Origin of the sequence: Roseovarius atlanticus (genome assembly GCF_019802205.1) — a bacterium.
Classification (GTDB): domain Bacteria; phylum Pseudomonadota; class Alphaproteobacteria; order Rhodobacterales; family Rhodobacteraceae; genus Roseovarius; species Roseovarius atlanticus_A.
This window is the reverse complement of sequence record NZ_JAHVHQ010000004.1, coordinates 944,802-971,223: the sequence shown is the minus strand read 5'-3', so window position 1 is coordinate 971,223 and position 26,422 is coordinate 944,802. Positions and strand designations below refer to the sequence as shown.

The window sequence follows — 26,422 nt, the reverse complement described above, 5'->3', positions numbered from 1 at the left end:
CTCATTCTCCCGGTTGCAGCAGCGGCGCGCAGGGCCGGTGCAGGATGCGCACCGCGACCAGCGCGGCGGCCAAGAAAAGCACGGCCTCGAGACCGAAGACGGCGGCATAGGCCGCGCCGTCGCTCATGAAACTCCGCGCCACGTCAAGGGTGCCCGTGGCGATCAGCCCGGCCAGACCGGCGGCCACCGCCTGGGCAGCACCGAAGACGCCCATCCGCGTGCCGGTGGCGCCTTCCTGCGCCGCGGCAAGGCGCATCATCGACCCGATGGCACCCACGACGAACAGACCGTTGCCCAGCCCCAGGATGACCGTGAACGGCACCAGCGCCGCGCCCGCGCCAAGCCCCATCAGGCCCACCGCAGACACCACGCAGCCGGTGACGGCCCATGTCCGCAAGCTTCCCAGCCGGAACGTCGAAAACGCTCCGGCCATCAGCATCCCCAAAAGCGCAGCACCGTCCTTGCCCCCCGACAGCTTGGTCGATTCGTCGGGTGTCAGCCCGTGGATATGGCCTGCGAAAGGCTCCAGCACCAATTCACTGAGGTAGAAGGCCAGGATCGACAGGAACACGAACCCGGTAAAGGCCTTCGCTGCCGGGTCGGCCCAGGTCGCTCTCAACGCGGGACCCAAGGTCGGCTCCTGCGGCGCAGGGACGGCTCCCAACCGCCGCTCGACGCCCCAGGTCGCGATCAACGCCGCCACGAAACAGGCCGCAGCCACGATGGGCACAACCATCATCAGGCGCTCCGGGCTGTAGGGTTTCAGCGCGATGCCCGCACCCACCGATGCCGCAATCGCCCCGGCGATCAGCATCAGCCAGGCGAACGTGGCGGCCGCGCCCTTCTTTTCATCCGGCGCGGCTGTCGCCAGCAGCGCCAGGAAGGACGTCCCCGCCGCCCCGATACCGAAGCCGATCAGCGCATAGGCCACGATCCAGACCGCAATCGCCACCTGCGTGCTCGGCGCAAAGGCGATTCCCCAGGCCGTCAGCACCAGCCCCGCGCCCACGACAAGCGTACCGCCCAGGATGAACGGCGTCCGCCCGCCCCTGGCATCCGAGCGATGGCCCCAGACCGGCCGCGACAATTGAACGGCGTAATGCAACGCCACCAGGACCCCCGGCAGCAAGGCGGGCAAGGCCAGTTCCACCGTCATCAGGCGGTTGAACAGGTTGACCGGAAGCGCGGCCATCCCGCCGATCGCGGCATTGGCCAGGCACAAACGCGCGATACCGCCCCATCCCAGGGTCATACCAGCCCCCTCAGGGCGAAAGCCGCCACCATCATTCCGCTGACATAAAGCGTGACGCCCGTGCCGTTGTACCAGGGCGCCCGGCCCTTGGGGTCAGACAGAAGCACCCGCATCGCCCAGACCTGCACCGCCAGCAACGCGGCGATGGCAGCGGCGTGCCACACCTGCCCCCAACCCGCCAGCAACGCGATCACCGCGACCTGCGGCACGGCCATGATCCAGCAGGCCACCCGTGCCGCGCGCGCCGGGCCCAGCGTGACCGGCAGCGACTTCACGCCAGTCTGACGATCGCCCTCCAACGCCTTGAAATCGTTGAGAGTCATGATGCCGTGTGCCCCCACGGCGTAAAGCAGCGCCAGCAGCACGATCTGCCATGCCGGCGCCCCGGACGACAAGACCGCCGCGCCCGTGAACCAGGGCAGTCCCTCGTAGCACAGCCCGACAAGACCCGGCCCCCACCAACCCGACTTCTTCAGCCGGACCGGCTCGGCCGAGTAGGCCCAGGCCGCCAGGACCCCGAACACCGTCGCGGCAAACCCCCAGGGCCCCAGTGTCGTCCCCAGGGCCAATGCCGCAGCGCTCATGACCAGCGCGATCCACAGCCCCCACCGCCCGGGAATCCGGCCCGACGGGATCGGGCGATACGGCTCGTTGATGGCATCGACATCCCGGTCGCACCAGTCATTGGCCGCCTGGCTCATGCCGCAGACCACCGGCCCTGCAAGCACCATGCCGATCAGCACAAGCCAGGGCGCGGAAAGGACGGGAACGCCGCTGGAAACCACGCCGCAAAGATACGCCCAGACCGGCGGGAACCACGTGATCGGCTTGATCAGGGTCAGGATGGCGCGCGCTTCGGGCCAGCGTCGCGGCGCGCGTATGTCTATCGAGACACTCATAGTGTCAAGTATGGTTTACATATCGGATTCGGGAAAGGTCTTTTTTGGCGTCAGGAACGCTGCGACGATGAACCCCCGTCAGACCGGACGTGCCAAGAGCTTCTTCAAAGCTCTAGCGCGCCTACTCGTCACTATTCGAGTTGATCAACCCGTGCTTGCGCAGCTTGACGTACAGGCTCTGCCGCGACAGACCCAGCATTTCGGCCGCGGCGACGCGGTTGTTTCCGGTCAGCTGCACCGCGGTCTCGATACACAGTTTTTCGATCACGTCCGACGTGGCCGACACCAGCTCTTTCAGCGACGCCGTGCCGACCAGGTCCATGACGTTCTTCATGGCCTCCTCGCTGACGACGCTGCCGAATTCCGTCTCGCCGGCCTCATTCATGGCCGTATTGCGCAGGATGAAACCGAAACCGAAATCCCCGGAGGGGTTGCGCAGCCGCGCCACCGACACGTCCACGGTCGCCCGGGTCCCCACAAGGCTGGCGACCTGCGTGGAATAGTTGCGCAACCGCCCCTGCTTGGCCGCCGTTTCCAGCATGAGCTTCGTATCGACCGCCCCACGCACAAGAAAGTCCGACAGGTTGGCATCGCGTATGTCCCGCAGCTGTGCTGCGTCGGCCATGGTCAGGAACGCCTCGTTCGCATCGCGAATCACGCCCTTGCCGTCCGTGATGACGATCGCATCGCTGGTGGCGGCGTAGAGCGCCCCCATGACAACGCCGGATTCCGCAGTCGTCCCCGCCTTGCCGTCTGCCGACCGCAGGTGGCACAGAATGAACAGATCGCCCGCCGCGCGGAAGAACTCCGGATGAAGCGTCACGTCGCGTTCATTGCGACGGGCCACAAGGCTTATGCCCCGCGCCTCGCGAGATCCCGCCGCCGCGCGCATCGCCTCGATCAACTCTTCGCGGCGGCGTCCATCGAACGCCTGCGCCAGCGACGATCCGCTCAGCGTTTCGGGACTTGCCCCCAAGAGCATGGCCGCGGCGCCGTTGAGGTCACGAATCCGGCCTTTTTCAGGTTCCACCAGAATCAGCGGCGTCTCGGACGCCTGCAGAACCACATTGTAGAATGTCTGCTCGCCGCGCAGCCGCTGCTGATCCCGTTCGCGCGCGGTCTGTTCTGCGACAAGACGCTGCTGCACCTCGGCAATCGGCTGCATGTCTCGTCCCAGCAAGAGCAACCCGCCGTTGCGGTAGACCCTGTGCAGCGTATAGCGGATGGGGAATTCCCAGGTCGCGTTATCGACGTGGTTCAACTCCAGCGCCCTCGGCGTCATGTCGGGATCGGCCTGCATGGCCGCCACGCGCAAATCGAACTTTTCCTTGCTTTCGAACGTCAGGAAATTCTTGAACGGCCGTCCAACCCAGTGATCGAGGCACCCCAGGGACGGACAGTCCGGGTTGACCGAAATGCCTGCAACCTCGCCATCGTCGGACACGTAGACAGCCATGTCACCGGCCTGCTCGACGATGTTCTGCACTTCTGTTGGGTCGGGCAAGGCTCCCGCACGCAGTCTCTCAGACTTCCGACTTTCTCGGGTCACCAGACCACTCCGCCATTCCCCAGATCAAGGAGCATCAGATCGCGCCGTTGAAAGGCACTGCCTCTGCTGCACTTGACAGCCCACATTTCTCGATCACTTCGCGCGCAGTGCGAACCGCATGATCCGCACCCGTTCTCGAAACGGCCCTTGGATCAGCCTCGACAGCTCGCCCCCCGATCACGATAGGTGGCACATAGTTTGCATTCGAACGCAGGTAGTCTATCAGTTCAGTGGTTTTTTCAACCGAATTCCGCGTCGCGATCGAAATTCCGATCATCGCAAAGCGGCGGGTGCCCGAAAGTGCGGCCAATTCCTCTTTCGCCAGGCCGATCGCCATGTGCACCCAAAGGCCGTGCCTGCGCAGGTTATCCGCGGCCACGAAGGCCCCAAGCGCGTGCTGTTCGAACTGCGGCACGACCATCAGGGCCGATTGCCCAAGGGGAATGCTCCGGTCGCTCCAACGCCCCGGGACGTCGGCCTGGTGTTCACGAAACAGGCTCTGCAGCCGCGAGGCGCCGACAGTGACGTCGACAAAACTTGCCCGATCACTGACCCAGAGCTCACCCAGAAATGCCGAGGCCGCGGGAATGTAAGACTGGAAGACCTCTTCGGTGCTAACACCGCTCGCGACAAGCGAGGCCATGACCGCACGGTAGCTGCTGCTCGAGTCGGACATCAGCGCTTCGCACAGCCTCTCGATCCATTGCTCGCGCGTCCGTGGTTCGGCGCGCTCCTTGTTCGATATGACAGTGCGCAGAGCCGACTCCACCAAGAACCGGATGGCCGGCTGCTGGGACTTTGAAAGGCCGTGGCCCCTTCTGTCAGCAGAGTCTTCCACGCGCATCTCCCCCGCGTCTGGCAACATGGGTACGTCGCAGTGACGCCGAAGCCCAGGTTGACCTCTCCCACTGTGCGCCTGCGCGTGTTCAATGTCAATTTTTCCTGACATGCACGCTTAGGGAGATAGCCCAACACACTGTTTTCAGTGTGTTTGTTTCGCATCCGATTTATTCCGATGACGCGCGAACGACTTGAAAAACATGGCTCGCCGACTCGCCGGGACGTCCACTTTTGTCGGCAAAACCTAACGCCTCAATGTGTAAATTTTAGTTGACACTTCTGCGCGCCAGACCCTAGCATCACCCAAGGACCTCATGGCCCAGGAGGGGGAGCCCATGTCGCTGCCAGCGCCACCAAAAGCGAATCAGGGCCTGCTCTACACACCCGAGCAGCGCGCCCGCCGCGACTCCAGCATCTGGACGCTTGTGCAAGGCATTCTAGCGCCCGCCCAGTTCCTGGTTTTCCTGGTCTCTCTCGGCCTTGTCCTGAGATACCTGTCGACTGGCGAGGGATACGCCTTGGCCACATGGTCGATCCTGATCAAGACAGGGTTTCTCTACCTGATCATGGTCACAGGGGCGATTTGGGAGAAAGTCGTTTTCGGTCAATACCTTTTCGCCGAGTCCTTTTTCTGGGAAGACGTGTTCAGCTTCGCGGTCATTGCCCTTCACACGGCCTATATCTGGGCACTTTTCACGGCCTACCTGCCGCCCCAGGGGCTGATGTTGCTCGCCCTTGCGGCCTATGCCGCCTACGCGATCAATGCCACCCAGTTCCTGCTCAAACTGCGCGCCGCGCGACTGCAATCGGCAGTCCTGTCGGAGGTGCCGGCATGACCGATGGCGCCACGCCTCTTCCGGCCGCCGGATGCCGCGACGCCCCGGTCCTGAAACAGCGCGGCCAGCACGAGGTTTTCTGCGGCCTGACGGGAATCATCTGGCTGCACCGCAAGATGCAGGATGCCTTCTTCCTGGTCGTCGGCTCCCGCACCTGCGCCCACCTGCTGCAATCCGCCGCCGGCGTGATGATCTTTGCGGAACCCCGCTTCGGCACGGCCATTCTCGAGGAAACCGACCTCGCCGGCCTCGCCGATGCGCAAGTCGAACTTGAGCGCGAGGTCGCCCGCCTTCTGGAACGCCGCAAGGACATCCGCCAGCTTTTCCTCGTGGGCTCCTGCCCGTCCGAGGTGATCAAGCTGGACCTTGCCCGCGCCGCCGAAAAGCTGTCGCTTCAACACGCCCCGCATGTGCGGGTGCTGAATTACTCTGGCTCCGGCATCGAGACGACCTTTACCGAGGGCGAGGATGCCTGCCTCGCCTCCATGGTCCCGGTTCTGCCCGACACCGACGAGCGTCAGCTTCTCGTGGTGGGCGCCCTGCCCGACGTGGTCGAGGACCAGATGCTCGACCTTCTGTCCAAAATGGGCATCGACAACGTGAAAGTGCTGCCGGCGCGCCGCGCCGACAGCACTCTCGCGGTCGGTCCCAACACCTCTTTCATTCTCACCCAGCCTTTCCTCGGCGGCACCCTCGCCGCACTTGGAAAGCGCGGGGCGCGTCACATTCCTGCGCCTTTCCCGTTCGGCGAAGAAGGCACCACCGCGTGGCTTCGCGCCGTGGCAATGGAGTTCGGTGTCGACATCACCCTGTTCGACACTGTAACACACGCGCCCCGCGCACGGGCCAGAAAAGCGATCTCGCAGGCGGCGGAGAAATTGGACGGCAAGTCCATCTTCTTCTTCCCCGACAGCCAGCTCGAGATCCCGCTGGCCCGGTTCCTGACCCGCGAATGCGGTATGACCGCCATCGAAGTGGGCGCGCCCTACATTCACAAGGGCGTCGTCGGCCCCGATCTCGACCTGCTGGAAGAGGGACCGACCCTTTCCGAAGGCCAGGATGTCGAGATGCAGCTCGACCGCTGCCGCGCGGCCCAGCCCGACCTGACGGTCTGCGGCCTTGGCCTCGCCAACCCGCTCGAGGCCGAGGGACTGGCCACCAAATGGGCCATCGAACTCGTGTTCACCCCGGTGCATTTCTACGAACAGGCCGGCGACCTTGCCGGTCTCTTCTCGCGTCCCCTCAACCGCCGCGCCAAGCTGCGGCTGGAGGCGGCGGAATGAAGCTGTCGGTCTGGACATATGAAGGCCCGCCGCATGTCGGCGCATTGCGCGTCGCCACCGCGATGAAAGGCCTGCATTACGTCCTGCACGCGCCGCAGGGCGACACCTATGCCGACCTTCTCTTCACCATGATCGAGCGGCGCAACCATCGCCCGCCTGTCACTTATACAACATTTCAAGCCCGTGATCTGGGCGCAGACACCGCAAACCTTTTCAAAACCGCAACTCAGGCCGCTTATGAGCGGTTTCACCCCCAGGCGATGATTGTCGGCGCCTCCTGCACCGCCGAGCTGATCCAGGACGATCCCGGCGGCATGGCCGAACAGATGGGCCTGCCCTGCCCGGTCATCGCGCTGGACCTGCCCAGCTATCAGCGCAAGGAAAACTTCGGCGCGGACGAAACCCTGTTCCAACTGGTGCGCAACCTGGCCCGCCCGATGGAGCGCACGGGCCATGTCACCGCCAACCTGATCGGCCCCACCGCCCTCGGCTTTCGCCACCGCGACGACATCACCGAGGTCACCGCCCTGCTCGAAGACATGGGGATCTCGGTCAATGTCTGTGCGCCGTTCAACGCGACGCCCGAGGATCTCACCCGGCTGGGCGCGGCGCATTTCAACGTGCTGATGTATCCCGAAACCGGCGAGGCCGCCTGCCGCTGGATGGAACGCGAGCTGGACCAACCCTTCACCAAGACCGTCCCCATCGGCGTCGGCGCCACCCGCGACTTCATCGCCGAAGTGGCCGAGATCACGGGGCACGAGCCAAACCTCGACGACAGCCGCCTGCGCCTGCCCTGGTACTCGGCCTCGGTCGATTCCACCTATCTCACCGGCAAGCGCGTCTTCCTCTTCGGCGACGGCACGCATGTGGCCGCCGCCGCCCGCATCGCCCGCGACGAGATGGGGTTCGAGGTGGTGGGCCTTGGCTGCTACAACCGCGAGATGGCGCGCCCGATCCGCGCCCTGGCCAAGGACTACGGCGTCGAAGCTCTGATCACCGACGATTACCTCGACGTCGAACAGCGGATCGAGGAACTGGCGCCCGAGATGATCCTCGGCACGCAGATGGAGCGCCATATCGGCAAGCGCCTCGGCATCCCCTGCGCCGTCATCTCCGCCCCCGTCCACGTGCAGGATTTCCCCGCCCGCTACAGCCCGCAGATGGGCATCGAGGGCGCGAACGTCATCTTCGACACCTGGGTGCACCCGCTGGTCATGGGGCTGGAAGAGCACCTGCTGCACATGTTCCGCGACGATTTCGAGTTCCACGACGACGCGGGCGCCAGCCACCACGGCCACAAGGCGGTCGACCGCAAGGCGGAAGACCGTCCCGGGCTTGCCCCGGGACCTCTCAGCCACCCGACCGAAGATCCGCAGCCCGCCAATGACAACACCTCCATCACCTGGCTCGCTGACGCGGAAAAGGAACTAAAGAAGATCCCCTTCTTCGTGCGCGGCAAGGCCCGCCGCAACACCGAAACCTTCGCCGCCGAACGCGGCATGACGCAGATCAGCCTCGATACGCTTTACGAGGCGAAAGCCCATTATGCGCGATGACGCCATGATACCCCGGCCTTACAAGGTCGTGATCCTGACGCTGGACAGCCACGCCGCCGGGCCCTGCGAACGCGCGGCGCTGAACCTTGGCATGGATTTCCCGGGGCTGGAGCTCAAGGTCCACGCCGCCGCCGAATGGGGCGAAAGCGACGCGGCACTGGCCGAGGCTCGCGCCGACATCGCCAGCGGCGACATCCTCATCGCCAACCTTCTCTTCCTCGAAGACCACATCAACGCGATCCTGCCCGACCTCGAGGCGCGGCGCGAAGACTGCGACGCGCTGGCCGGCATCATCGCCGACGCCAAGATCGTGCGCCTGACGCGTATGGGCACGCTCGACATGCAGGCGCCCGAATCCGGCACAAGCAAGCTGATGAAAAAGCTGCGCGGCCAGACCAAGCAGAATGTCGACAGCGGCGCGAAGAAGATGAAGATGCTGCGCCGCCTGCCCCGCATCCTCAAGCTCATTCCCGGCAAGGCCCAGGACCTGCGCGCCTGGTTCCTGGTGATGCAATACTGGCTGGGAGCATCCGACGAAAACGTCGAGGGGCTGATCCGCTTCCTCATTTCGCGCTACTGCCGCCACGATGATTGGCGCGGCGCCCGCGTGGCCCTGCCGGTGGAATATCCCGATACCGGGCTTTATCACCCCGACCTGCCCGATCGCATCACAACCGATCCCGCCGACCTGCCCGGCCACATCCCCGGTGCGCCCACCGTGGGCCTGTTGATGATGCGCTCCTACGTGCTGTCTGGCGATACCGCGCATTACGACGGCGTCATCCGCACGCTTCATGCCCGGGGCTTGAACGTCCTGCCCGCCTTCGCCGGCGGTCTCGACGGGCGCCCGGCCATCGACGCGTTCTTCCGCACCGAGCGTGGCCCAAAGATCGACGCGCTGGTGTCGCTGACCGGCTTCAGCCTCGTCGGCGGTCCCGCCTATAACGACAACGACGCGGCCATTTCCGTGCTCACCGACCTCGATCTGCCCTACATCGCCGCCCACCCGCTGGAATTCCAGACGCTCGGCCAATGGGCGGCCTCGCCCCAGGGCCTCGGCCCGATCGAAACGACGATGCTGATCGCCCTGCCGGAGCTTGACGGCGCGACCTGCCCCACGGTCTTTGCCGGCCGCCACGGCCCCGAAGGCTGCGACGGATGCCGGCACAAATGCCGCGCCGCCCCCGACGCCAAATCCATGGCCCCCTGCCCCGAGCGCATCGACAGCCTCGTCGAGAAAACCGAGCGCCTCATCCGCCTGCGCCGCCGCAAGCTGGCCGAAAAGAAGGTCGCCATCGTACTTTTCGGCTTCCCGCCCAACGCGGGCGCCGTGGGCACCGCCGCCTATCTTTCCGTGTTCGAGAGCCTGCACAACACCATGCGGGAAATGCAGGCCCACGGCTATGACATCGAGGTGCCACCCACCGTCGACGCCCTGCGCGCCGCCGTCCTGCACGGCAACGCCGCCCAATACGGGCAAGAGGCCAACGTCGCCGCCCATGTCAGCGCCGACAGCATCGTGGCAAACACGCCCCACCTTTCCGAGATCGAAGAGGTCTGGGGCCCCGCCCCCGGCAAGGTGCAATCCGACGGGCGCGGCGTTTTCGTGCTGGGGCAGGACTTCGGCAACGTCTTCGTCGGCGTCCAGCCCGCCTTCGGCTACGAGGGCGACCCGATGCGCCTGCTCTTCGAGCGCGGCTTCGCGCCCACCCATGCCTTCGTGCAGTTCTACCAATGGCTGCGCGACACCTACCAGGCCGATGCGATCCTGCATTTCGGAATGCATGGCGCGCTCGAGTTCATGCCGGGCAAGCAGGCCGGTGTCGGCCCCCGCGACTGGCCCGACCGCCTCATTGGCGAGATGCCCAACATCTATCTCTACGCGGCCAACAACCCGTCCGAAGCATCGCTTGCCAAACGCCGCTCCGGTGCCGTGACCATTTCACACCTCACTCCGCCCCTGGCCACCGCAGGGCTCTACAAGGGGCTGGCCGAGTTGAAAGACAGCCTGACCCGCTGGCGTGCCACGCGCCCCGGCGCATCCGAGCGTGCCGAACTGGAATCCCTCATCGCCGAACAGGCCGAGGCCGTGGATCTGGGCGACACCGATCCCGAAACGCTCTGGCTGAAACTCTTGGAAACCGAGGACGCGCTGATCCCCGAGGGCCTGCACGTGGTGGGCCGGCGCATGTCCGACACGGCCCGCGCCGAATATCTCGACCTCATGGCCGACGCCGATGCCGAGACCCGTGCCACCGCCGACAAGCACCTGCGGGGAAGCACCGAGATCCCCGCCATCCTGCACGCGCTGGCGGGCGGTTATACCGCGCCGGTGCATGGTGGTGACCTCATCCGCTCGCCCGATATCCTGCCCACGGGCCGCAACATCCACGCGTTCGACCCGTTCCGGATGCCATCAAAATTCGCCTGCCGCGAAGGGACGGCCCAGGCGCAGCTTCTCCTGGACACGCACAAGACCCTGCCGCGCACCGTGGCGATCGTCCTCTGGGGGTCTGACAACATCAAATCCGACGGCTCGCAACTGGCGCAGGCGCTGGCGCTCATGGGCGCCAAGCCCCGCTTCGACAATTTCGGTCGCCTCTGCGGGGCGGGCCTGATCCCGCTCGCGGATCTGAACCGCCCCCGCATCGACGTCATCATGACCCTCTCCGGCATCTTCCGCGATCTTCTGCCCCTGCAAACCAAGCTGCTGGCCGAAGCTGCCCTCAAGGCCGCGCAGGCCGACGAGCCGCCCGAGCAGAACTTCATCCGCGCTCACGCGCTGGCCTATGCCGACAAGATCGGCTGCGACCTTGAAACCGCCGCCCTGCGCGTCTTTTCCAACGCCGAGGGCGCTTACGGCTCAAACGTCAACATGATGGTCGACAGCTCGGCCTTCGACGACGAGGACGAACTGGCCGACGCGTACCTTTCGCGCAAGTCCTTCGCCTACGGCGTCGACGGCAAGGCCGCCGCCAATGACAAGCTGCTGCAAACCGCGCTCGGCGACGTGGAACTGGCCTACCAGAATCTCGAATCCGTCGAACTGGGCGTCACCACGGTCGACCACTATTTCGACACGCTGGGCGGCATCTCCCGCGCGGTGAAGCGCGCCCGCGGCGGTGAAGAGGCGGCGATCTACATCTCCGACACCACGCGTGGTGCCGGCAAGGTGCGCACGCTGGCCGACCAGGTCTCGCTGGAAAGCCGCTCGCGCGCGCTGAACCCCAAGTTCCACGAGGCGCTCTTGCAACACGGCGCCGAAGGCGTCCGCCAGATCGAAAGCGCCTTCACCAACACCATGGGCTGGTCCGCCACGACGGGCCAGGTCGAACCGTGGGTCTACCAGCGCCTCAGCGAGACCTTCATCCTCGACGCGGACATGCGCCAGCGGCTGGCGGATCTCAACCCGACCGCGTCGTCGCGCATGGCCAACCGCCTGCTCGAAGCCCACGACCGCGCCTATTGGCAGCCCGACGAGGACACCCTCTCGGCCCTGCGCAACGCCGCCGACTCCCTCGAAGATCACCTCGAAGGAGTCGCCGCAGAATGACACGCAATCCCGAAAGGACAGGCGACATATGAGCCCTCGCGACGACATTCCGGCCCTCCGGGGCCAAGACGGCGAAGGATCGGTTCAGGTTCACCAGGACCCATCGATGAAGATCGAAGGGGCCAAGGTCTTCTCGGTCTACGGCAAGGGCGGGATCGGCAAGTCCACCACGTCCTCGAACCTGTCGGCCGCCTTCGCCAAGATGGGCAAACGGGTTCTGCAGATCGGCTGCGATCCCAAGCATGACAGCACCTTCACCCTGACGGGACGCTTGCAGCCCACGGTGATCGACATCCTGAAAGAGGTCGATTTCCACCCCGAGGAACTGCGCCCCGAGGATTTCGTGGCCGATGGCTGGGGCGGCGTGAAATGCGTCGAGGCAGGCGGTCCGCCCGCCGGCACCGGCTGTGGCGGCTATGTCGTGGGCCAGACCGTCAAGCTGCTGAAACAGCACCACATGCTGGAAGACACCGACGTGGTCATCTTCGACGTGCTGGGCGACGTGGTCTGCGGCGGCTTCGCGGCCCCGTTGCAACATGCCGACCGCGCGGTGATCGTCACCGCCAACGATTTCGACAGCATCTACGCGATGAACCGGATCATCGCGGCGGTGCAGGCCAAGTCGGCCAATTACAAGGTGCGGCTTGCAGGCTGCGTCGCCAACCGCTCGCGTGAAACCAACGAGGTCGACCGCTATTGCGCGAAGGTCGGCTTCAACCGCATCGCGCATATGCCCGACTATGACGCCATCCGCCGTTCGCGGCTGAAGAAGAAGACGCTCTTCGAGATGCCTGATGAGGAGGACATCATCATGGCGCGCAAGGAATATGTTCAACTGGCCGAAACCCTCTGGCGCGGGACCGAGCCGCTGGCCCCCGCCCCGATGGAAGACCGCGACATCTTCGAGCTTCTGGGGTTCGACTGATGCGCGAGGCTGCCACATATTGCACCGCCGTCCCGGCCCTGCGCCGGGACCTCCCAACCGGCGTGGAGGCCCCGGATCACGTCCGGGGCGCGTCGCGCACAGGGGGCACGGCATGACCTACGACCGCACGCTCACCCGGGTCGAGACCTATTTCGACAAGACCGCCACCCGCACGTGGGAGGCGCTGACCAGCGATGCGCCGGTCTCGAAGATCCGGGAAACCGTGCGGCGCGGGCGGGATGCGATGCGCGCACAGATGCTCGCGCGTCTGCCCAATGACCTGCGCGGCGTGCGCATCCTCGATGCGGGTTGCGGCACCGGCGCCATGACCACCGAACTCGCCGCGCGCGGCGCGGATGTGGTCGCGGTGGATATTTCTCCCTCCCTCGTCGGCATCGCGCAGCGCCGCCTGCCCGAAACGCTGGCGCACCGCGTGACCTTTCACGCAGGCGACATGCTGGATGAAAGCCTCGGCCGGTTCGACCACGTTCTGGCGATGGACAGCCTGATCTACTACCGCGACGCCGATATCGCCCGATCGCTGGCCGCGCTCATGGCGCGCAGCTCGGGCCGGATCGTCTTCACCGTCGCCCCGCGCACGCCGCTCCTGATGACCATGTGGTACGCGGGCAAGCTCTTTCCGCGCTCGGACCGCTCGCCCACCATGATCCCGCACAGCCCCGCGCGGCTGGCGCGCGCCTATGCACGGACCGAAGGCACCGGCACCTTGGCCCCGCTTCAGCGCGTGACCTCGGGTTTCTACATTTCCCACGCGATGGAGGTGACGCCGTGAGCCGCCCCTCGCCCCTCAAGCATCTCAGCCTGCGCGCCCTGCCCTTCGCGGACGCGGCCAGCGAGGGCTTGCCCTTGGGCGAACTCTTGCGCCTGTCGCTCTTCCAGGTGTCGGTCGGCATGGCCACGGTCCTGCTGCTCGGCACGCTCAACCGCGTGATGATCGTCGAGCTGTCGGTCCCGGCCACGATTGTCGCCGTGATGATCGCGCTGCCGGTGCTGATCGCGCCCTTCCGCACGCTTCTGGGCTTCCGTTCCGACACTTACCGCAGCGCCATCGGCTGGAAACGCGTGCCGTACCTCTGGTTCGGCTCGCTCTGGCAGATGGGCGGGCTGGCGGTCATGCCCTTCGCGCTGTTGGTGCTGTCGGGCAATACCGTCCACGACGTGCCTTTTGCCGGCGAAGTATTGGCGGCGCTCGCGTTCCTGATGACCGGCCTTGGCCTGCACATGACTCAGACGGCAGGCCTCGCACTCGCCACCGACCGCGCAGACGAGGCGACGCGCCCGCGCGTCGTGGCGCTGCTTTACGTCATGTTCCTGCTGGGCATGGGCGTCTCGGCGGTCGTCATCGGCTGGCTCCTGCGCGATTTCTCGGAACTTGCGCTGATCCGCGTGGTGCAAGGCGCGGCCGTAGCGGGCATCGTCCTCAATCTCGTCGCGCTCTGGAAACAGGAAAAGATGGCGCCCATGACGCGCGCCGAACGGGCCGCCCCCCGCCCCCGCTTCGCCGAGGCCTGGGCCGACCTGATGTCCGGCGGTCAGGCCGGGCGGCTTCTGGCGGTGGTCTTCATCGGCACCATGGCCTTCAACATGCAGGACGTCCTGCTGGAACCTTACGGTGGCGAGATCCTGGGCCTTTCGGTGTCGTCGACCACGCTGCTGACCGCGCTCTGGGCCGCCGGCGCACTCGCAGGCTTCGTCTGGACCGGGCGCTCGTTGGCGCAGGGGCGCAACGCCCACCGGCTGGCGGCGCTCGGCGTGCTGATCGGCATCGCGGCCTTCGCCATCGTGGTCTTCGCCGCGCCGATGAACTCGACCACGCTCTTTTTTGCCGGGGCCTGCCTGATCGGGCTGGGCGGCGGCGTCTTCGCCGTCTCGACCCTTACGGCGGCCATGACCATGACCACCAAAGGAAAGGCCGGCCACGGCCTGGCGCTCGGTGCGTGGGGGGCCGCGCAAGCCACGGCAGCCGGGCTCGCCATCGCCTTTGGCGGCGGCATCCGCGACGCGGTCAACGCCGCCGCGACCTCCGGCGCCTGGGGCGACGTTCTGAACACGCCCGCCACCGGCTACACCTTCGTCTATCACACCGAAATCGCCCTGCTCTTCGTCACGCTCGCCGTGATCGGGCCACTGGTGCGCAACCCGCGCGCCGCGTCCCATCCCACCCGATCGGAGGCGGCCCGCATCGGCCTGGCCGACTTCCCGACATGATGTGCCGATCCATGGAAAGGACATGCCATGAGTAACGCTTTCTTCGCCAATTTCGATCTTGCCAGTCTTTCGATCTGGCTCTTCTGGATCTTCTTCGCCGGCCTGATCGTCTACATCCAGCGCGAGAACATGCGCGAGGGCTATCCGCTCGAGGATGATGACGGCAACCTGTCCGCCAACCAGGGGCCTTTCCCGATCCCCGGCGACAAGACCTTCATCCTGCCCCATGGCCGGGGTGAGCTGACCGTGCCGTCGGGCCAACGCCCCGACCGCCAGAACGTGGCGCTGCAAAAGACCGCCGCCGGCAACGGTTTCCCGTTCGAGCCGACCGGCGATCCGCTCGCCGATGGTGTCGGCCCAGCCTCCTGGGCCAATCGCGAGGACGTGCCGGAACTGGACGGTCACGGCCACCCCAAGATCGTGCCCATGTCGGCCAACGAACACTTCCACGTCGCCGCGGGCCGTGACCCGCGCGGCCTGCCGGTCGTGGCCGGCGACGGCGAGGTCGTGGGCATGATCACCGACCTCTGGGTCGACGAGCCTGAGCAGCTGGTGCGCTACCTCGAGATCGAACTCGACGCCGCGCACGGCGCGGGCAAGCGGCTGGTGCCGATGACGCTCACCCGGATCAAGAGCAACCACGTCAAGGTGCTCAAGATCTACGGCAAACACTTCGCCGGCGTGCCGAAACATGCCTCGCCCAACCAGGTGACCAAGCTCGAGGAAGACAAGATCTCGGCCTATTACGGCGGCGGCACGATCTACGCCGACGACGCCCGCCTCAACCCCAAGCTGGGCTGAACCGGGACCAGGAGGGACGGAGGAGATGACGATGCCCCATGACGACTTTCACGTGGAGCCGGTGCCCGGTCTGCCCGAACGCCCGCCCGACGGCGAGCAGATCCTGTGGCAAGGCCGGCCGAACTGGTGGGCGCTGACGGTGCAATCGCTCAACCTCTACTGGGTGGCGGGCTATTTCGTCCTCCTCTTCGCCTGGCGCTTCGTCACCCTGTTCGATCAGGTGGGGATGGCCCATGCGTTCCGGGTGTCCTTCCCGTTCCTGATCATCGGCGCGGTGGCCGCGGCACTCCTGCTGCTGATCGGCTACGTCCAGGCCCGCGCCACCGTCTACACCATCACCAACCGGCGCGTGGCGATGCGCGTCGGCGCGGCGCTGACCGTCACGCTCAACCTGCCCTTCAGCCGCATCGCAAGTGCCGACCTGGCGCTGCGCCGCTCGGGCAACGGCACGATCGCGCTCGACCTGATGGACCCGCCGCCGCTCAGCTACCTGACCTGCTGGCCGCATGTCCGGCCCTGGCACGTGCGCAAGCCGCAGCCCGCCCTGCGGTCCATCGACGACGCGGCCCGCATAGCCCGCCTTATCGCCGAGACGGCCGAGGCGCAGCTGAACGCACCAAAGCTGGCCCGCACCCCCGCCGCCGACACCGGCGCGGATGACATCGCCCCCGGCGCCGTGCCGGCGGAATGACAAGGACCTGACAGACCATGGCCCAGACCGATCACATCCACGCCACCGCCCAGGACGGCCACGACAAGGAGCTTGTCCCCCGCGTCCTGGTCTTCGCGGTCTGCACCTTCGTGCTGATCGTGCTGGCGCTGGTCACGTGGTCGCGCCTGTCGGGCCAGCCGGTCACCTACACCGCGCCCACCGGCGCGATCACGCACGAACGCACGTTCCACCTGTCGGGCGACATGTCCGGCAGCGCCACCGTCACGGAACTCGACGGCACGCTCATCGCCGACCTGACCCCGAAAGAGGGCGGGTTCATCTCGGGCGTCTGGCGCGTGATCCAGCGCGAGCGCACCAAACACCGCGTGGCCCTGACAGGCCCGCTGACACTCGTCCGCTACGACAACGGACGCATCGCGATCCACGACCCGTCCACGGGCTGGAGTGCCGACCTCATGGGGTTCGGCATCGACAACGCCAAGGCCTTTGCAAGGCTCCTGGCACAATAGCAAAAGGAGACGCCAAAATGGGATGGCTGACCAAAGACATAGAAAGGGCGCCCTGCACGGTCGAAGTATCACACTGCTTTGACTCCCTGCACGCGCATGTGCGGTTCAACAACGGGGCGGTGATCCACCCCGGCGACGAGGTGAAGGTCCACGGCCCCGAGATCATGGCGCCCTTCGGCGAAGTGGTGTGCGAGGACCGCGAGGCCACCATCCTTCGCGCCAGCAAGCTGGAACAGCTCTGGACCCGCCTCACGGGGGATTTCGAGGTGATGGAGCTGTGCGAGTTTTCCTTCTCCGAGGAGGTCACGCTATGAACGCCCACACCAAACACAATGAAATGCGCCCCTCCGGGGCGACGCACACCGCTGACGCTACCACCGTTGAAGAGGGGCTCGCGATCGCCGAAGCGCAGGATCGCCAGTACAACGATGAAATGGCGACCGAGACGGCGATGGCCAACACGCTTCTGACGCCGCGCTTCTACACCACCGATTTCGATGAGCTTGACGCCATCGACGTAAGCCCTGTGCGCGCGGACTGGGACAAGCTGATCGACCAGATGGAGGCCGATCCCAACAAGGGCCACTTCAAGAAGAACGAGGACTGGGACCACGTCGACTGGGAGGGGATGGACCCCGCCCTGAAGAAGGAATTCATCGACTTCCTGATCTCAAGTTGCACCGCCGAGTTCTCGGGCTGCGTTCTCTACAAGGAAATGAAGCGCCGCGGCAACAACCGCGACATCACGCAGCTTTTTCAACTCATGGCCCGTGACGAGGCCCGGCACGCCGGCTTCATCAACGATGCCCTGCGAGAGGCGGGGTTGCGGGTGAACCTCGGCTTCCTGACCCAGAAGAAGAAATACACCTACTTCCGGCCCAAGTTCATCTACTACGCCACCTATCTTTCTGAAAAGATCGGCTACGCGCGGTACATCACCATCTACCGCCATCTCGAGGCCAACCCCCAGCATCGCTTCCACCCGATCTTCAAGTGGTTCCGCGAATGGTGCAACGACGAGTTCAGCCATGGCGAGGCCTTCGCCCTGCTGATGAAGACCGACCCCAAGCTGACCTCCGGCAAGAACGTCTACTGGATCAAGTTTTTCCTGACCGCCGTTTACGCCACGATGTATGTCCGCGACCACCAGCGCCCGGCCTTTCACAAGGCCCTGGGTGTCGATCCAGACTGGTACGCGCATGAGGTCTTCACCAAGACGTCCGCGCTGACCAAGCAGATTTTCCCGATCACGCTGGATATCGAAAGCCCGAAATGGCAGCCCCTGCTGGAGAAGCTGCAAAAGGCCAACGCGGACCTCGACACCGCCCGTAAAGAGGGCGGCCCGATGGGCGTCATGAAGCGCCTGTCGGCACAGGCCCGCGCGGGTACTGCCTTCGTACGGCTGATGCTGATCCCGTCGAAGTCGCACAAGGTGCCGGAAAACGTGCGGCTGGAGCCGGCCTACTGATGACGGGCGCCGACACATATGATCCCGGACGGGAGGGGGGCCAGCCCCCCACGTTGAAATCCCCTTGGGATTTCAACGCTCCCCCCGGGATATTTCCGGCCAGAGGAAAAGCGGGGGTTCCATGCTGACCTCGCCCTGGATCGCGGCCCTCGCGGCCCTCTTTGTCTGGTGGTTCTCCACCGGGGCGATCCTGATGGTGGTGCGCCAGGCCGACCGGGCCGGCGGAAACGCTCGCATGATCTGCCTGCTGTCGTCACTTCCCTTGCTGGCTATTGGTCTCTGGGGGTTCCATGTGACCTTGGCGATGGATTCGACCCTTGCCGTCTACGGCGCGTTCCTCGCGGCACTGGCGGTCTGGGGCTGGGTGGAACTCACGTTCCTGACAGGCATGATCACCGGCCCGAACCTGCGCGCCTGTCCCGACGGCCTGCCGGAATGGGAGCGTTTCCTCCGCGCCTGGGGCACCGTGGCCTATCACGAGACCCTGCTGACGCTGATCTTCGTCGCGATGTGGCTCTACGCCGCCGGGTCAGTGAACACCTTCGGGCTCTGGACCTTCACGATCCTCTATTTCGCCCGCATCTCGGCCAAGCTGAACCTCTACTTCGGCGTGCCGCGCATCAACACCGAGTTCCTGCCCGAGGCGCTTGGCCACCTGGCCAGCCATTTCCGCATCCAGCGGCTCAACTGGGTCTTCCCGATTTCGATTTCGGCGCTGACCTTCGCCGTGGCCTGCTGGCTGGAGCGGCTCTACGCCGCACAGAGCGGTGCCGAGGTGGCAGGCTTCGCCCTGCTTTCGGCCATCACAGGCCTCGCGCTTCTCGAACACTGGCTGATGGTGCTGCCATTGCCCGATGCCAAGCTCTGGCGCTGGATGCTTCCCGCGCCCAAAACCCGAAACGACAAAGCTACAAGACCGGAGGGATTCCATGGATTTTGATGCCATGTTCAACGCGCAGCTCGGCGCACTCAAGGAAGAGGGCAACTATCGCATCTTCGCCGAACTCGAACGCCGCTGCGGCGCGTTCCCGAAGGCCCGCAGCCATGACGCCGACACGCCCGACGAAGTGACCGTCTGGTGCTCGAACGATTACCTGGGGATGGGCCAGAACGATCACATCCGCCAGGTGATGAAGGACACGATCGACCAATGCGGCACCGGCGCGGGGGGCACCCGGAACATCTCCGGCACGAACAAATATCACGTGGCGCTGGAACGCGAACTGGCCGATCTGCACGGCAAGGACAGCGCCCTGCTCTTCACCTCGGGCTACGTCTCGAACTGGGCCGCGCTCGGCACGCTGGGCGCCCGCCTGCCCGACGCGGTGATCCTCTCCGACGAGCTCAACCACGCCTCGATGATCGAGGGCATCCGCCACTCCCGCGCGCAGAAACGGATCTGGAAGCACAACGACCCCGAGGATCTCGATCGCCAGCTGGCCACCCTTCCGGCCAACGCGCCCAAGATCGTGGCCTTCGAGAGCGTCTATTCCATGGACGGCGACATCTGCCCGATGCAGGAAATCGTCGAGGTCGCCGAGAAATACGGCGCCATGACCTATCTCGACGAGGTCCATGCCGTGGGCCTCTACGGCCCGCGCGGCGGCGGTGTCAGCGAGCGCGAAGGGCTCGCGCATCGCATCACGCTGATCGAAGGCACGCTGGGCAAGGCCTATGGCTGCATGGGCGGCTACATCACCGGCTCCGCCGCGATGTGCGACTTCGTGCGCAGCTTTTCCTCTGGTTTCATCTTCACCACCGCCCTGCCCCCCGCCGTGGCCGCCGCGGCACAGGCCTCGGTGGCCTATCTCAAGCAGAGCCGCGCCGAACGCGACGCCCAACGCGACCGCGTCGCCTATCTGCGCGCCCAGCTCGACAGGCGCGGCATCCCCCATATGGACAACCCCAGCCACATCATCCCGGTGATGATCAAGGACCCGGTCAAGTGCCGGATGCTGGCCGACATCCTGATGCAGGACTGGGGCATCTACGTCCAGCCGATCAACTATCCGACGGTCCCCAAGGGCACCGAACGCCTGCGCTTCACCCCCGGTCCGCTGCACAGCTACAACGATATCGACCACCTGGTCGACGCGCTGGGTGTTCTGTGGAAGCAATGCGCGATCGCCCACGCCGTCGCCTGAGTTTCGCCGCGGGGAGTCAGCATTCGAAGTCACCGGAAGGTTGGACAAATGTCGGTTGACTCGGTTTCTTGCCCCCTATGTCATACAAACAGCCAACACGCATGGAGCATTCAATGAAGATCCACGTTACAGCCATCGTCCTCGCCAGCCTCGCCGCCCCCGCCCTTGCCCAGGATGGCGACGCCGAAGCCGGCGAGAAAGCCTTTCGCCAGTGCAAGGCCTGTCACTCCGTCGTCGACGACGCCGGCGAGACGGTCGTCAAGGGCGGCCAGGTCGGCCCCAACCTCTATGGCCTGTCCGGACGCACCGCCGGCACGGTCGAGGACTTCAACTACTCCGACCTTATGGTCGCGGCGGGCGAAGCGGGCCTCGAATGGGACCAGGAAAGCTTTACCGGCTACGTTCAGGATCCGACGCCGTGGCTGAAGGAATACAGCGGCGAAGACGGCCGCGGCAAGATGACCTTCAAGCTGCGCAAGGAAGAGGATGCGGCGGATATCTGGGCCTACCTCGCCTCGGTCGGCCCCGAGAGCTGATCCACCATCCCGCGTTCGAAAAGGCCGGCCTCAAAACCGGCCTCTTACGGCAAATGTTGCTGGAGCAGACAATTTCGACGGAGGAGTCGGCGCGCGTAGCAACCGGAGGTTGGGCAAATCGTCGCGTCGACTTGTGGTCGATTCAACGACTTCATAAATCACGGGTGACACAGCGATGTGTCGCAGCCTCAGGAGCGTTCCACCATGTTCAGCCTGCTTGTCGATGCAGCGTTCAAACGAGCGCAGAACAACGGCGACCTTGAAAACCTGCCAGGCGCCGGGAAGCCTATTGCGCCGAGCAATTTGAACAGCGACCCTTTCGCGCATGTGTATGGCGAGAGTGGTGGGATGACGCCCTTCAGCGACATTCAGAGCCGCATCCGCGAGGCCCGCAAGCGGCTGACCGAGGCGACTGAACCAGCGCAACGAAAGGCCATCCAGACCGAGATCTCTTCACTCGAAACCCGAAAGGCGATCGAAATGGAGACGTGGAAGCGATACGACTAGCCTGTCGGACGGGCTGCTGTCGCAGATATTTTCGAGACAGCATGACCTGACCTCCCCCTCTACGACTGCGTCAAGTGGCCTGTCCGAAAAGGGATGTGGGCCACGATGCGGCCGCAATGGAAATTGCTTCAGCACTTGCCGTAAGGCGCTGCCCCCCAAGGTGGCCTTTTTCGTGTCGCGCTGTACGCGTCATGCTAGGATACACTCAAAACGGGAGAGCGCATCATGATCGCAGGGGCACACGCAATTCTCTGGCTGCGCGAGGACGGCACCGGAAACGACGCCTGCCGGTTCGCCGATGCCGAAGGCGGCTACCTGATCGACGGATCGTCAACCGGCTCGGATGGGGAGGTGCTGCGCTATCGCGTCCGCGCCCGGAAAGACGGCACCACGCGGCGTGCCCGCATCGGCAGGAAATCCCGGCTGATCGCGCGTCGCGCCAAGGATGACACATGGACGCTGAACGACACGCCCATGCCGGACGTGACCGGCGCCAAGGACATCGACCTGGGCTTCACGCCCGCGACGCTCACATTGCCGATCCGCCGCCTGCACCTTGACGTCGGCAAGGAAACCGAACTGTTCGTCGCAAGGCTGGATGTCGAAACCGGGCGACTGACGCCGCTCAATCTTGTCCTTCGACGTGTTGCGGGCGACACCTACGAAATGGACACCGCCGAAACGGGCACGACCTCGCGATTTACTGTCGACGAGGAGGGCATCGTCCAATCGCAGCCGGGCCAGTGGACGGCACAGGCCTGACGCCCGCTAACCGGCCACCTGGCCTGCCAGCATCCAGAGGCCCATGCCCAGCATCACCAGGTTTTCGGTCAAAGAGATGAACCCCAACGGCACGTTCGAGCCGCCGCCGACACAGGCGCAGGTCAATTCGCGCTTGTCGATATAGACGGCCTTGAAGACGCTCCAGCCGCCGACCGTCCCGATGAATATCGCCACCGGCGCCACCAGCCAGACCAAGGCGCTGCCGGTCCCGATCAGCGCCATCATCCCGACACCCGCGTAGAGTTCGGCAAACGGATAGGCATAGCCGTAAGGCACGTAGCGCTGCGCCAGCAGGTCATAGCCCAGAAACCCGTTCACGAAACCTTCGAGGTCCTGAAGCTTCTGGATCGCCAGCGCGACCATCGAGCCCGCAAAGAACCACTTGAGCCACGTCAGCACAGGGAAGCCTTCGTACAAGTTCAGCACGATGGCCAGCGCCATGAGTGCGGTGCTGGCAAAGATCGCGATGACGGGCGTATAGGTCGTTTCGCCCTCTTTCAGCACGCGATAGCCGAAATGCTCTTTCAGCTCGCTGTACCCGCCGATCCGCTTACCGTCGATAAAGGTCTGCGGCGTGGTCTCGACCCCGTGCGCGTCCATGAACGCGTCCGTCTCCTCGCGCGTGGTCAGGGGATTGTCGTCAATCCGGTATCCGCGCCGTTTCAGCATGGACAGGGACTTCAGCCCGAAGGGACACAGATGCCCCGGCATCACCATCCTGTACAGCGACGCGGTCTTTTCACCCCCCTCGCTTTTGGCACGGGCCGTGTCTGGGCCGTCGATCATGTCCGTGGATGTCATCTTGAATGCCTTTCGGCTTGCGCGTTTCAGGGCAAAACGCCACGCCTTGCGCAGGCGCTTCGCAACTCACTGACTCAACAGAAAGACAGCCGGTTGGTTCCGGCGACGAACGCCGGCCCCTCGACCTTGAGAGATCCGAAAGCGCCTCAGCCCACCGCGTTCAGCGGCACCACCTTGGCGGCCCGGCCCACTGCCGCACGCGCGGTTGCGGCGATATCCGCCGCCGTCAGACCCGCGTCGGCATACATGTCGTCGGGGCTTGCCTGGTCGATATAGCGGTCCGGCAGGTGCATGGTCCGTATCGCCAGCCCCCTGTCGAACGCGCCGTCCGCCGCCAGCGCCTGAAGCACCATGGCACCGAAGCCGCCCATGGCACCCTCTTCCACAGTGATCAGCGCCCGGTGATGCCGTGCCAGCTGCCGGATCAGGTCCATGTCCAGCGGCTTGGCAAAACGCGCATCGGCCAGCGTGACGGACACGCCCTCGGCCTCCAACACCGCAGCCGCCGCCCGGCATTCCGCCAGATGCGCACCGTAAGACAGAATCGCCACGTCGCCTCCTTCTTGCAGCACGCGGCCCTTGCCGATCTCCAGCACCTCGCCGCGCTCCGGCAGGGCTACCCCCGTCCCCGCCCCGCGCGGATAGCGAAAGGCGATGGGCCCGGCATCATGCGCTGCCGCCGTGGCGACCATGTGGGTGAGTTCCGCCTCGTCGGCGGCGGCCATGCAGACCATGCCCGGCAACGCCCCAAGATACCCGACATCGAACGCACCAGCATGGGTCGGCCCGTCGGCCCCCACCAATCCAGCCCGGTCAATCGCGAACCGCACCGGCAGGCCTTGTAATGCCACGTCATGCACCACCTGGTCATATCCCCGTTGCAGGAAGGTCGAATAGATCGCGCAGAACGGCCGCAGACCGCTGGCCGCCATTCCGGCCGCGAACGTGACCGCGTGCTGTTCGGCGATGCCCACGTCAAAAACGCGGTTGGGAAACCGCTCTGCCATGACGTTCACGCCCGTGCCCGAGGGCATCGCCGCCGTCACCGCCACAATGTTGGGGTCTCGCGCGGCCTCATCCGTCAGCGCCTTGCCGAAGACCGAAGTATAGGATGGCGCGCCGCCCGCCTTCTTGGCCTGCACGCCGGTCTCGGGGTCGAATTTCGACACCCCGTGCCCGCAATCCGCACTGGTCTCGGCGGGGGCGTAGCCTTTGCCCTTGACCGTGCAGACATGGATCAGCACCGGCCCCGTGGCCCGCGTCCGCGCCGCCCGCAGCACCGGCAGCAGCTGCCCCATGTCATGCCCGTTGATCGGACCCACGTATTCGAACCCCAGCTCCTCGAACAACGTTCCGGACTGGCTCACGCCCGTCACCAACTGCCGCGCCCGCTTCGCCCCCTCGCGCATCGGCGCGGGCAGCGCCGCCTCGAACCCCTCGGCCAGGCTTTTTACCCGCGCCAGCGGCTCGTTGGCGTAAAGCCCGGACAGATAGGACGACATCGCCCCCACCGGCGGCGCGATGCTCATCTCGTTGTCGTTCAGGATCACGAACATCCGCCGCCCCTCGGCGCCCGCGTTGTTCATCGCCTCATAGGCCATGCCGGCGCTGATCGACCCATCACCGATCACGGCAATCGCATCACCCGTGGGCCGCCCCATGTCGCGCCCCACCGTGAACCCCAGCGCCGCACTGATCGAGGTCGAACTGTGCGCCGCCCCGAACGGATCGTATTCGCTTTCCTTGCGCTTGGTGAACCCGCTCAGGCCGTCCTTCTGCCGCAGCGTGCGGATCCGGTCCCGCCGCCCGGTCAGGATCTTGTGCGGATAGCATTGATGTCCGACATCCCACACCAGCTTGTCCATCGGCGTGTTGAAGACCGAGTGGATCGCCACGGCCAGTTCCACGACGCCCAGCGACGACCCCAGGTGCCCGCCCGTTTCGGAAACCGCGGAAATCACTTCGGCACGCAGCTCGTCGGCCAGCGCCGCCAGATCCTCGTCGGGCATCTGCCGCAAATCCTGCGGCCCCGCCACGCGGTCCAGTATCGGTGTGTGTGGTCTGGTCTGTTGCATCGCATCCCCCTCAAGACGAGATCCGGCGCGGCCCGCGACAGTGGCTGCAAGCAGCGCGATGTTCGCGGGGCCGGGCAACATCGCGCCGCCCGGCCCCGCACGTGTTACTCGCCGTAGTCCGGCTCGCCCGAGGTCGTGGCCAGTTCCGGCCAGTCCCGGATGACGTTCGTGCCCTGCAATGGCCGCTGATAGCCCTTGTGGCAGGTCCGGCACGCCGCCTTGGGCGCATCGCCGTTCTCTGGGCCCAGCCGGCTTTCCGGCAGCAGCCCTCCGATCGGGATCAGGTAGTCGTTGTTCAACTCCTGCACCATCTGGATGCCCAGCGTCTCGGTCGCCCATTGCGGCGTCACCTGCGCCCCGTCATAGAAGGCGCGGGTGTTGTGACAGAAGACACAGTTCACCCCCAGCGAGTTCGAGATGTAGTTCATGAACGCATAGGTGCGTTCCGCGTGCTGGATGCCGGGGTAGCCATCGACACCCGGCACGCCGGCCACGCGGCTGTCGAGGTCGTGCACCTTGATCGACTCTCCATCCACCAGGTAGGTCTGCAACGCGTCCGAGGGCAGCGAGGTATAGCTCGACAGCGGCGTCACCCGGTTCTGCACGGCGCCCCATCCCTCGACCCGCTCGTTGACCGGGCTGATGTCGAACCAGATGTCGCTCGGCACGGGCTGGCCGCGGTGGCAGGTGAAACAGGTCACGCCCACCTCCGCGTTGGCGTTGACATGCCCGTCCCAGTTCTCGTTCAGGTTTTGGGTCATGCCGATCATGGTATAGCCCACCGAGGTCTGGTAGTTGTCCATGTCCTCGAAAAGGTCGGGAATGCCCGTCCACTGCCGCATCGCGGCCAGCAGCCGGTCGTAGTTTTCCACCGTCAGCCCTTCCAGCCCCGGCGGCACGTTCTCACGCGCATCGCCGGCCAGCTCCTCGCCACCCTGCGGCACCACCGGGTCCGAACGCGTGGCCATGTAGCCCGCGATGCCCGGCTCGGGTGTGCCGAGGTCCGACTTGAACTCCGGCACGGACATGCCGGTGCCGCGCGGGCCGGTCTGAAGGCTGTCGACGGCGCTGGACTGGTTGGCAGACACCAGCCACGCCGCCACCAGAACCGCGCCCCCCACGACCCCGACCGCGATGGCAGGACCATAGATGTTCGTGGGGTTGTCGGAGTTCCACTTGTTGAACCAGTTCGGTAGCATG

At 65.4% G+C, this 26,422-nt stretch carries 24 protein-coding genes; 17 read left to right on the top strand and 7 right to left on the bottom strand.

What is annotated here, in order from left to right; all coding sequences use genetic code 11:
* Nucleotide 1: 1 nt before the first annotated feature.
* The 4 genes from KUV49_RS21310 to KUV49_RS21295 all read right to left on the bottom strand — a co-directional run bounded on the left by KUV49_RS21310 (nt 2) and on the right by KUV49_RS21295 (nt 4,544).
* Nucleotides 2–1,252: a BCD family MFS transporter gene (locus tag KUV49_RS21310; protein WP_222452886.1), complete on the bottom strand. Its 1,251-nt coding sequence runs from the start codon at nt 1,250–1,252 to the stop codon at nt 2–4.
* On the bottom strand, nt 1,249–2,151 hold the full coding sequence (gene chlG / locus KUV49_RS21305) for a chlorophyll synthase ChlG (RefSeq protein WP_222452885.1): 903 nt from the start codon (nt 2,149–2,151) through the stop codon (nt 1,249–1,251). The genes KUV49_RS21310 and chlG overlap by 4 nt, the downstream gene beginning before the upstream one ends.
* 121 nt (nt 2,152–2,272) lie before the next feature.
* Nucleotides 2,273–3,655: a transcriptional regulator PpsR gene (ppsR, locus tag KUV49_RS21300; RefSeq protein WP_261391655.1), complete on the bottom strand. Its 1,383-nt coding sequence runs from the start codon at nt 3,653–3,655 to the stop codon at nt 2,273–2,275.
* 79 nt (nt 3,656–3,734) lie between these two features.
* Nucleotides 3,735–4,544 (bottom strand): cobalamin B12-binding domain-containing protein, encoded by an 810-nt coding sequence (locus KUV49_RS21295; RefSeq protein ID WP_222452884.1) that lies wholly within the window; start codon nt 4,542–4,544, stop codon nt 3,735–3,737.
* Nucleotides 4,545–4,875: 331 nt separating this feature from the next.
* Between KUV49_RS21295 and bchF the strand changes: the two genes are divergently transcribed.
* The 17 genes from bchF (at nt 4,876) to KUV49_RS21210 (ending at nt 22,325) form a co-directional block, all read left to right on the top strand.
* Nucleotides 4,876–5,376 carry a 2-vinyl bacteriochlorophyllide hydratase gene (bchF, locus tag KUV49_RS21290; RefSeq protein WP_222452883.1) on the top strand — a complete coding sequence of 167 codons (501 nt, stop codon included), beginning with the start codon at nt 4,876–4,878 and terminating at the stop codon, nt 5,374–5,376.
* The gene (locus tag KUV49_RS21285; RefSeq protein ID WP_222452882.1) at nt 5,373–6,659 is read left to right on the top strand and encodes a ferredoxin:protochlorophyllide reductase (ATP-dependent) subunit N; all 1,287 of its coding nucleotides are present in this window, start codon (nt 5,373–5,375) and stop codon (nt 6,657–6,659) included. Before bchF ends, KUV49_RS21285 begins: the two co-directional genes overlap by 4 nt.
* Nucleotides 6,656–8,218, top strand: coding sequence for a ferredoxin:protochlorophyllide reductase (ATP-dependent) subunit B (gene bchB / locus KUV49_RS21280; RefSeq protein ID WP_222452881.1), 1,563 nt, complete (start codon nt 6,656–6,658; stop codon nt 8,216–8,218). The genes KUV49_RS21285 and bchB overlap by 4 nt, the downstream gene beginning before the upstream one ends.
* Entirely contained in the window at nt 8,208–11,771 is a 3,564-nt protein-coding gene (locus tag KUV49_RS21275) for a magnesium chelatase subunit H (protein WP_222452880.1), read from the top strand. The genes bchB and KUV49_RS21275 overlap by 11 nt, the downstream gene beginning before the upstream one ends.
* A gap of 28 nt (nt 11,772–11,799) precedes the next feature.
* A complete protein-coding gene (gene bchL, locus KUV49_RS21270) occupies nt 11,800–12,696 on the top strand; it encodes a ferredoxin:protochlorophyllide reductase (ATP-dependent) iron-sulfur ATP-binding protein (RefSeq protein ID WP_222452879.1) in 897 nt (298 codons plus the stop codon).
* Nucleotides 12,697–12,808: 112 nt separating this feature from the next.
* Nucleotides 12,809–13,489, top strand: coding sequence for a magnesium protoporphyrin IX methyltransferase (gene bchM, locus KUV49_RS21265; RefSeq protein ID WP_222452878.1), 681 nt, complete (start codon nt 12,809–12,811; stop codon nt 13,487–13,489).
* Entirely contained in the window at nt 13,486–14,925 is a 1,440-nt protein-coding gene (locus KUV49_RS21260; protein WP_222452877.1) for an MFS transporter, read from the top strand. Before bchM ends, KUV49_RS21260 begins: the two co-directional genes overlap by 4 nt.
* A gap of 27 nt (nt 14,926–14,952) precedes the next feature.
* A complete protein-coding gene (puhA, locus tag KUV49_RS21255) occupies nt 14,953–15,726 on the top strand; it encodes a photosynthetic reaction center subunit H (protein ID WP_222452876.1) in 774 nt (257 codons plus the stop codon).
* A 31-nt stretch (nt 15,727–15,757) separates the two neighbouring features.
* Nucleotides 15,758–16,417 (top strand): photosynthetic complex putative assembly protein PuhB, encoded by a 660-nt coding sequence (gene puhB, locus KUV49_RS21250; RefSeq protein ID WP_222452875.1) that lies wholly within the window; start codon nt 15,758–15,760, stop codon nt 16,415–16,417.
* Nucleotides 16,418–16,434: 17 nt separating this feature from the next.
* Complete coding sequence (gene puhC, locus KUV49_RS21245; RefSeq protein WP_222452874.1) at nt 16,435–16,908, top strand: photosynthetic complex assembly protein PuhC; 474 nt, start codon at nt 16,435–16,437, stop codon at nt 16,906–16,908.
* A 17-nt stretch (nt 16,909–16,925) separates the two neighbouring features.
* Complete coding sequence (locus tag KUV49_RS21240; protein WP_222452873.1) at nt 16,926–17,222, top strand: hypothetical protein; 297 nt, start codon at nt 16,926–16,928, stop codon at nt 17,220–17,222.
* Nucleotides 17,219–18,376: a magnesium-protoporphyrin IX monomethyl ester (oxidative) cyclase gene (acsF, locus tag KUV49_RS21235; RefSeq protein ID WP_222452872.1), complete on the top strand. Its 1,158-nt coding sequence runs from the start codon at nt 17,219–17,221 to the stop codon at nt 18,374–18,376. The genes KUV49_RS21240 and acsF overlap by 4 nt, the downstream gene beginning before the upstream one ends.
* A gap of 121 nt (nt 18,377–18,497) precedes the next feature.
* Entirely contained in the window at nt 18,498–19,316 is an 819-nt protein-coding gene (gene puhE, locus KUV49_RS21230) for a putative photosynthetic complex assembly protein PuhE (protein WP_222452871.1), read from the top strand.
* Nucleotides 19,306–20,520 (top strand): 5-aminolevulinate synthase, encoded by a 1,215-nt coding sequence (hemA, locus tag KUV49_RS21225; RefSeq protein ID WP_222452870.1) that lies wholly within the window; start codon nt 19,306–19,308, stop codon nt 20,518–20,520. Before puhE ends, hemA begins: the two co-directional genes overlap by 11 nt.
* Nucleotides 20,521–20,633: 113 nt before the next feature.
* Nucleotides 20,634–21,056: a c-type cytochrome gene (locus KUV49_RS21220; protein WP_222452869.1), complete on the top strand. Its 423-nt coding sequence runs from the start codon at nt 20,634–20,636 to the stop codon at nt 21,054–21,056.
* Between the two features lie 204 nt (nt 21,057–21,260).
* Nucleotides 21,261–21,563: a DnaJ family domain-containing protein gene (locus KUV49_RS21215; RefSeq protein WP_222452868.1), complete on the top strand. Its 303-nt coding sequence runs from the start codon at nt 21,261–21,263 to the stop codon at nt 21,561–21,563.
* A 225-nt stretch (nt 21,564–21,788) separates the two neighbouring features.
* Nucleotides 21,789–22,325 carry a putative glycolipid-binding domain-containing protein gene (locus KUV49_RS21210; protein WP_222452867.1) on the top strand — a complete coding sequence of 179 codons (537 nt, stop codon included), beginning with the start codon at nt 21,789–21,791 and terminating at the stop codon, nt 22,323–22,325.
* 6 nt (nt 22,326–22,331) lie between these two features.
* Here KUV49_RS21210 and KUV49_RS21205 read toward each other — a convergent pair whose 3' ends face one another.
* From KUV49_RS21205 to pufC, 3 genes are all read right to left on the bottom strand, one after another.
* Complete coding sequence (locus tag KUV49_RS21205; RefSeq protein WP_222452956.1) at nt 22,332–23,132, bottom strand: MauE/DoxX family redox-associated membrane protein; 801 nt, start codon at nt 23,130–23,132, stop codon at nt 22,332–22,334.
* Nucleotides 23,133–23,293: 161 nt separating this feature from the next.
* On the bottom strand, nt 23,294–25,222 hold the full coding sequence (gene dxs / locus KUV49_RS21200) for a 1-deoxy-D-xylulose-5-phosphate synthase (protein ID WP_222452866.1): 1,929 nt from the start codon (nt 25,220–25,222) through the stop codon (nt 23,294–23,296).
* A gap of 104 nt (nt 25,223–25,326) precedes the next feature.
* Nucleotides 25,327–26,421 (bottom strand): photosynthetic reaction center cytochrome PufC, encoded by a 1,095-nt coding sequence (gene pufC / locus KUV49_RS21195; RefSeq protein ID WP_222452865.1) that lies wholly within the window; start codon nt 26,419–26,421, stop codon nt 25,327–25,329.
* Nucleotide 26,422: the final 1 nt, after the last annotated feature.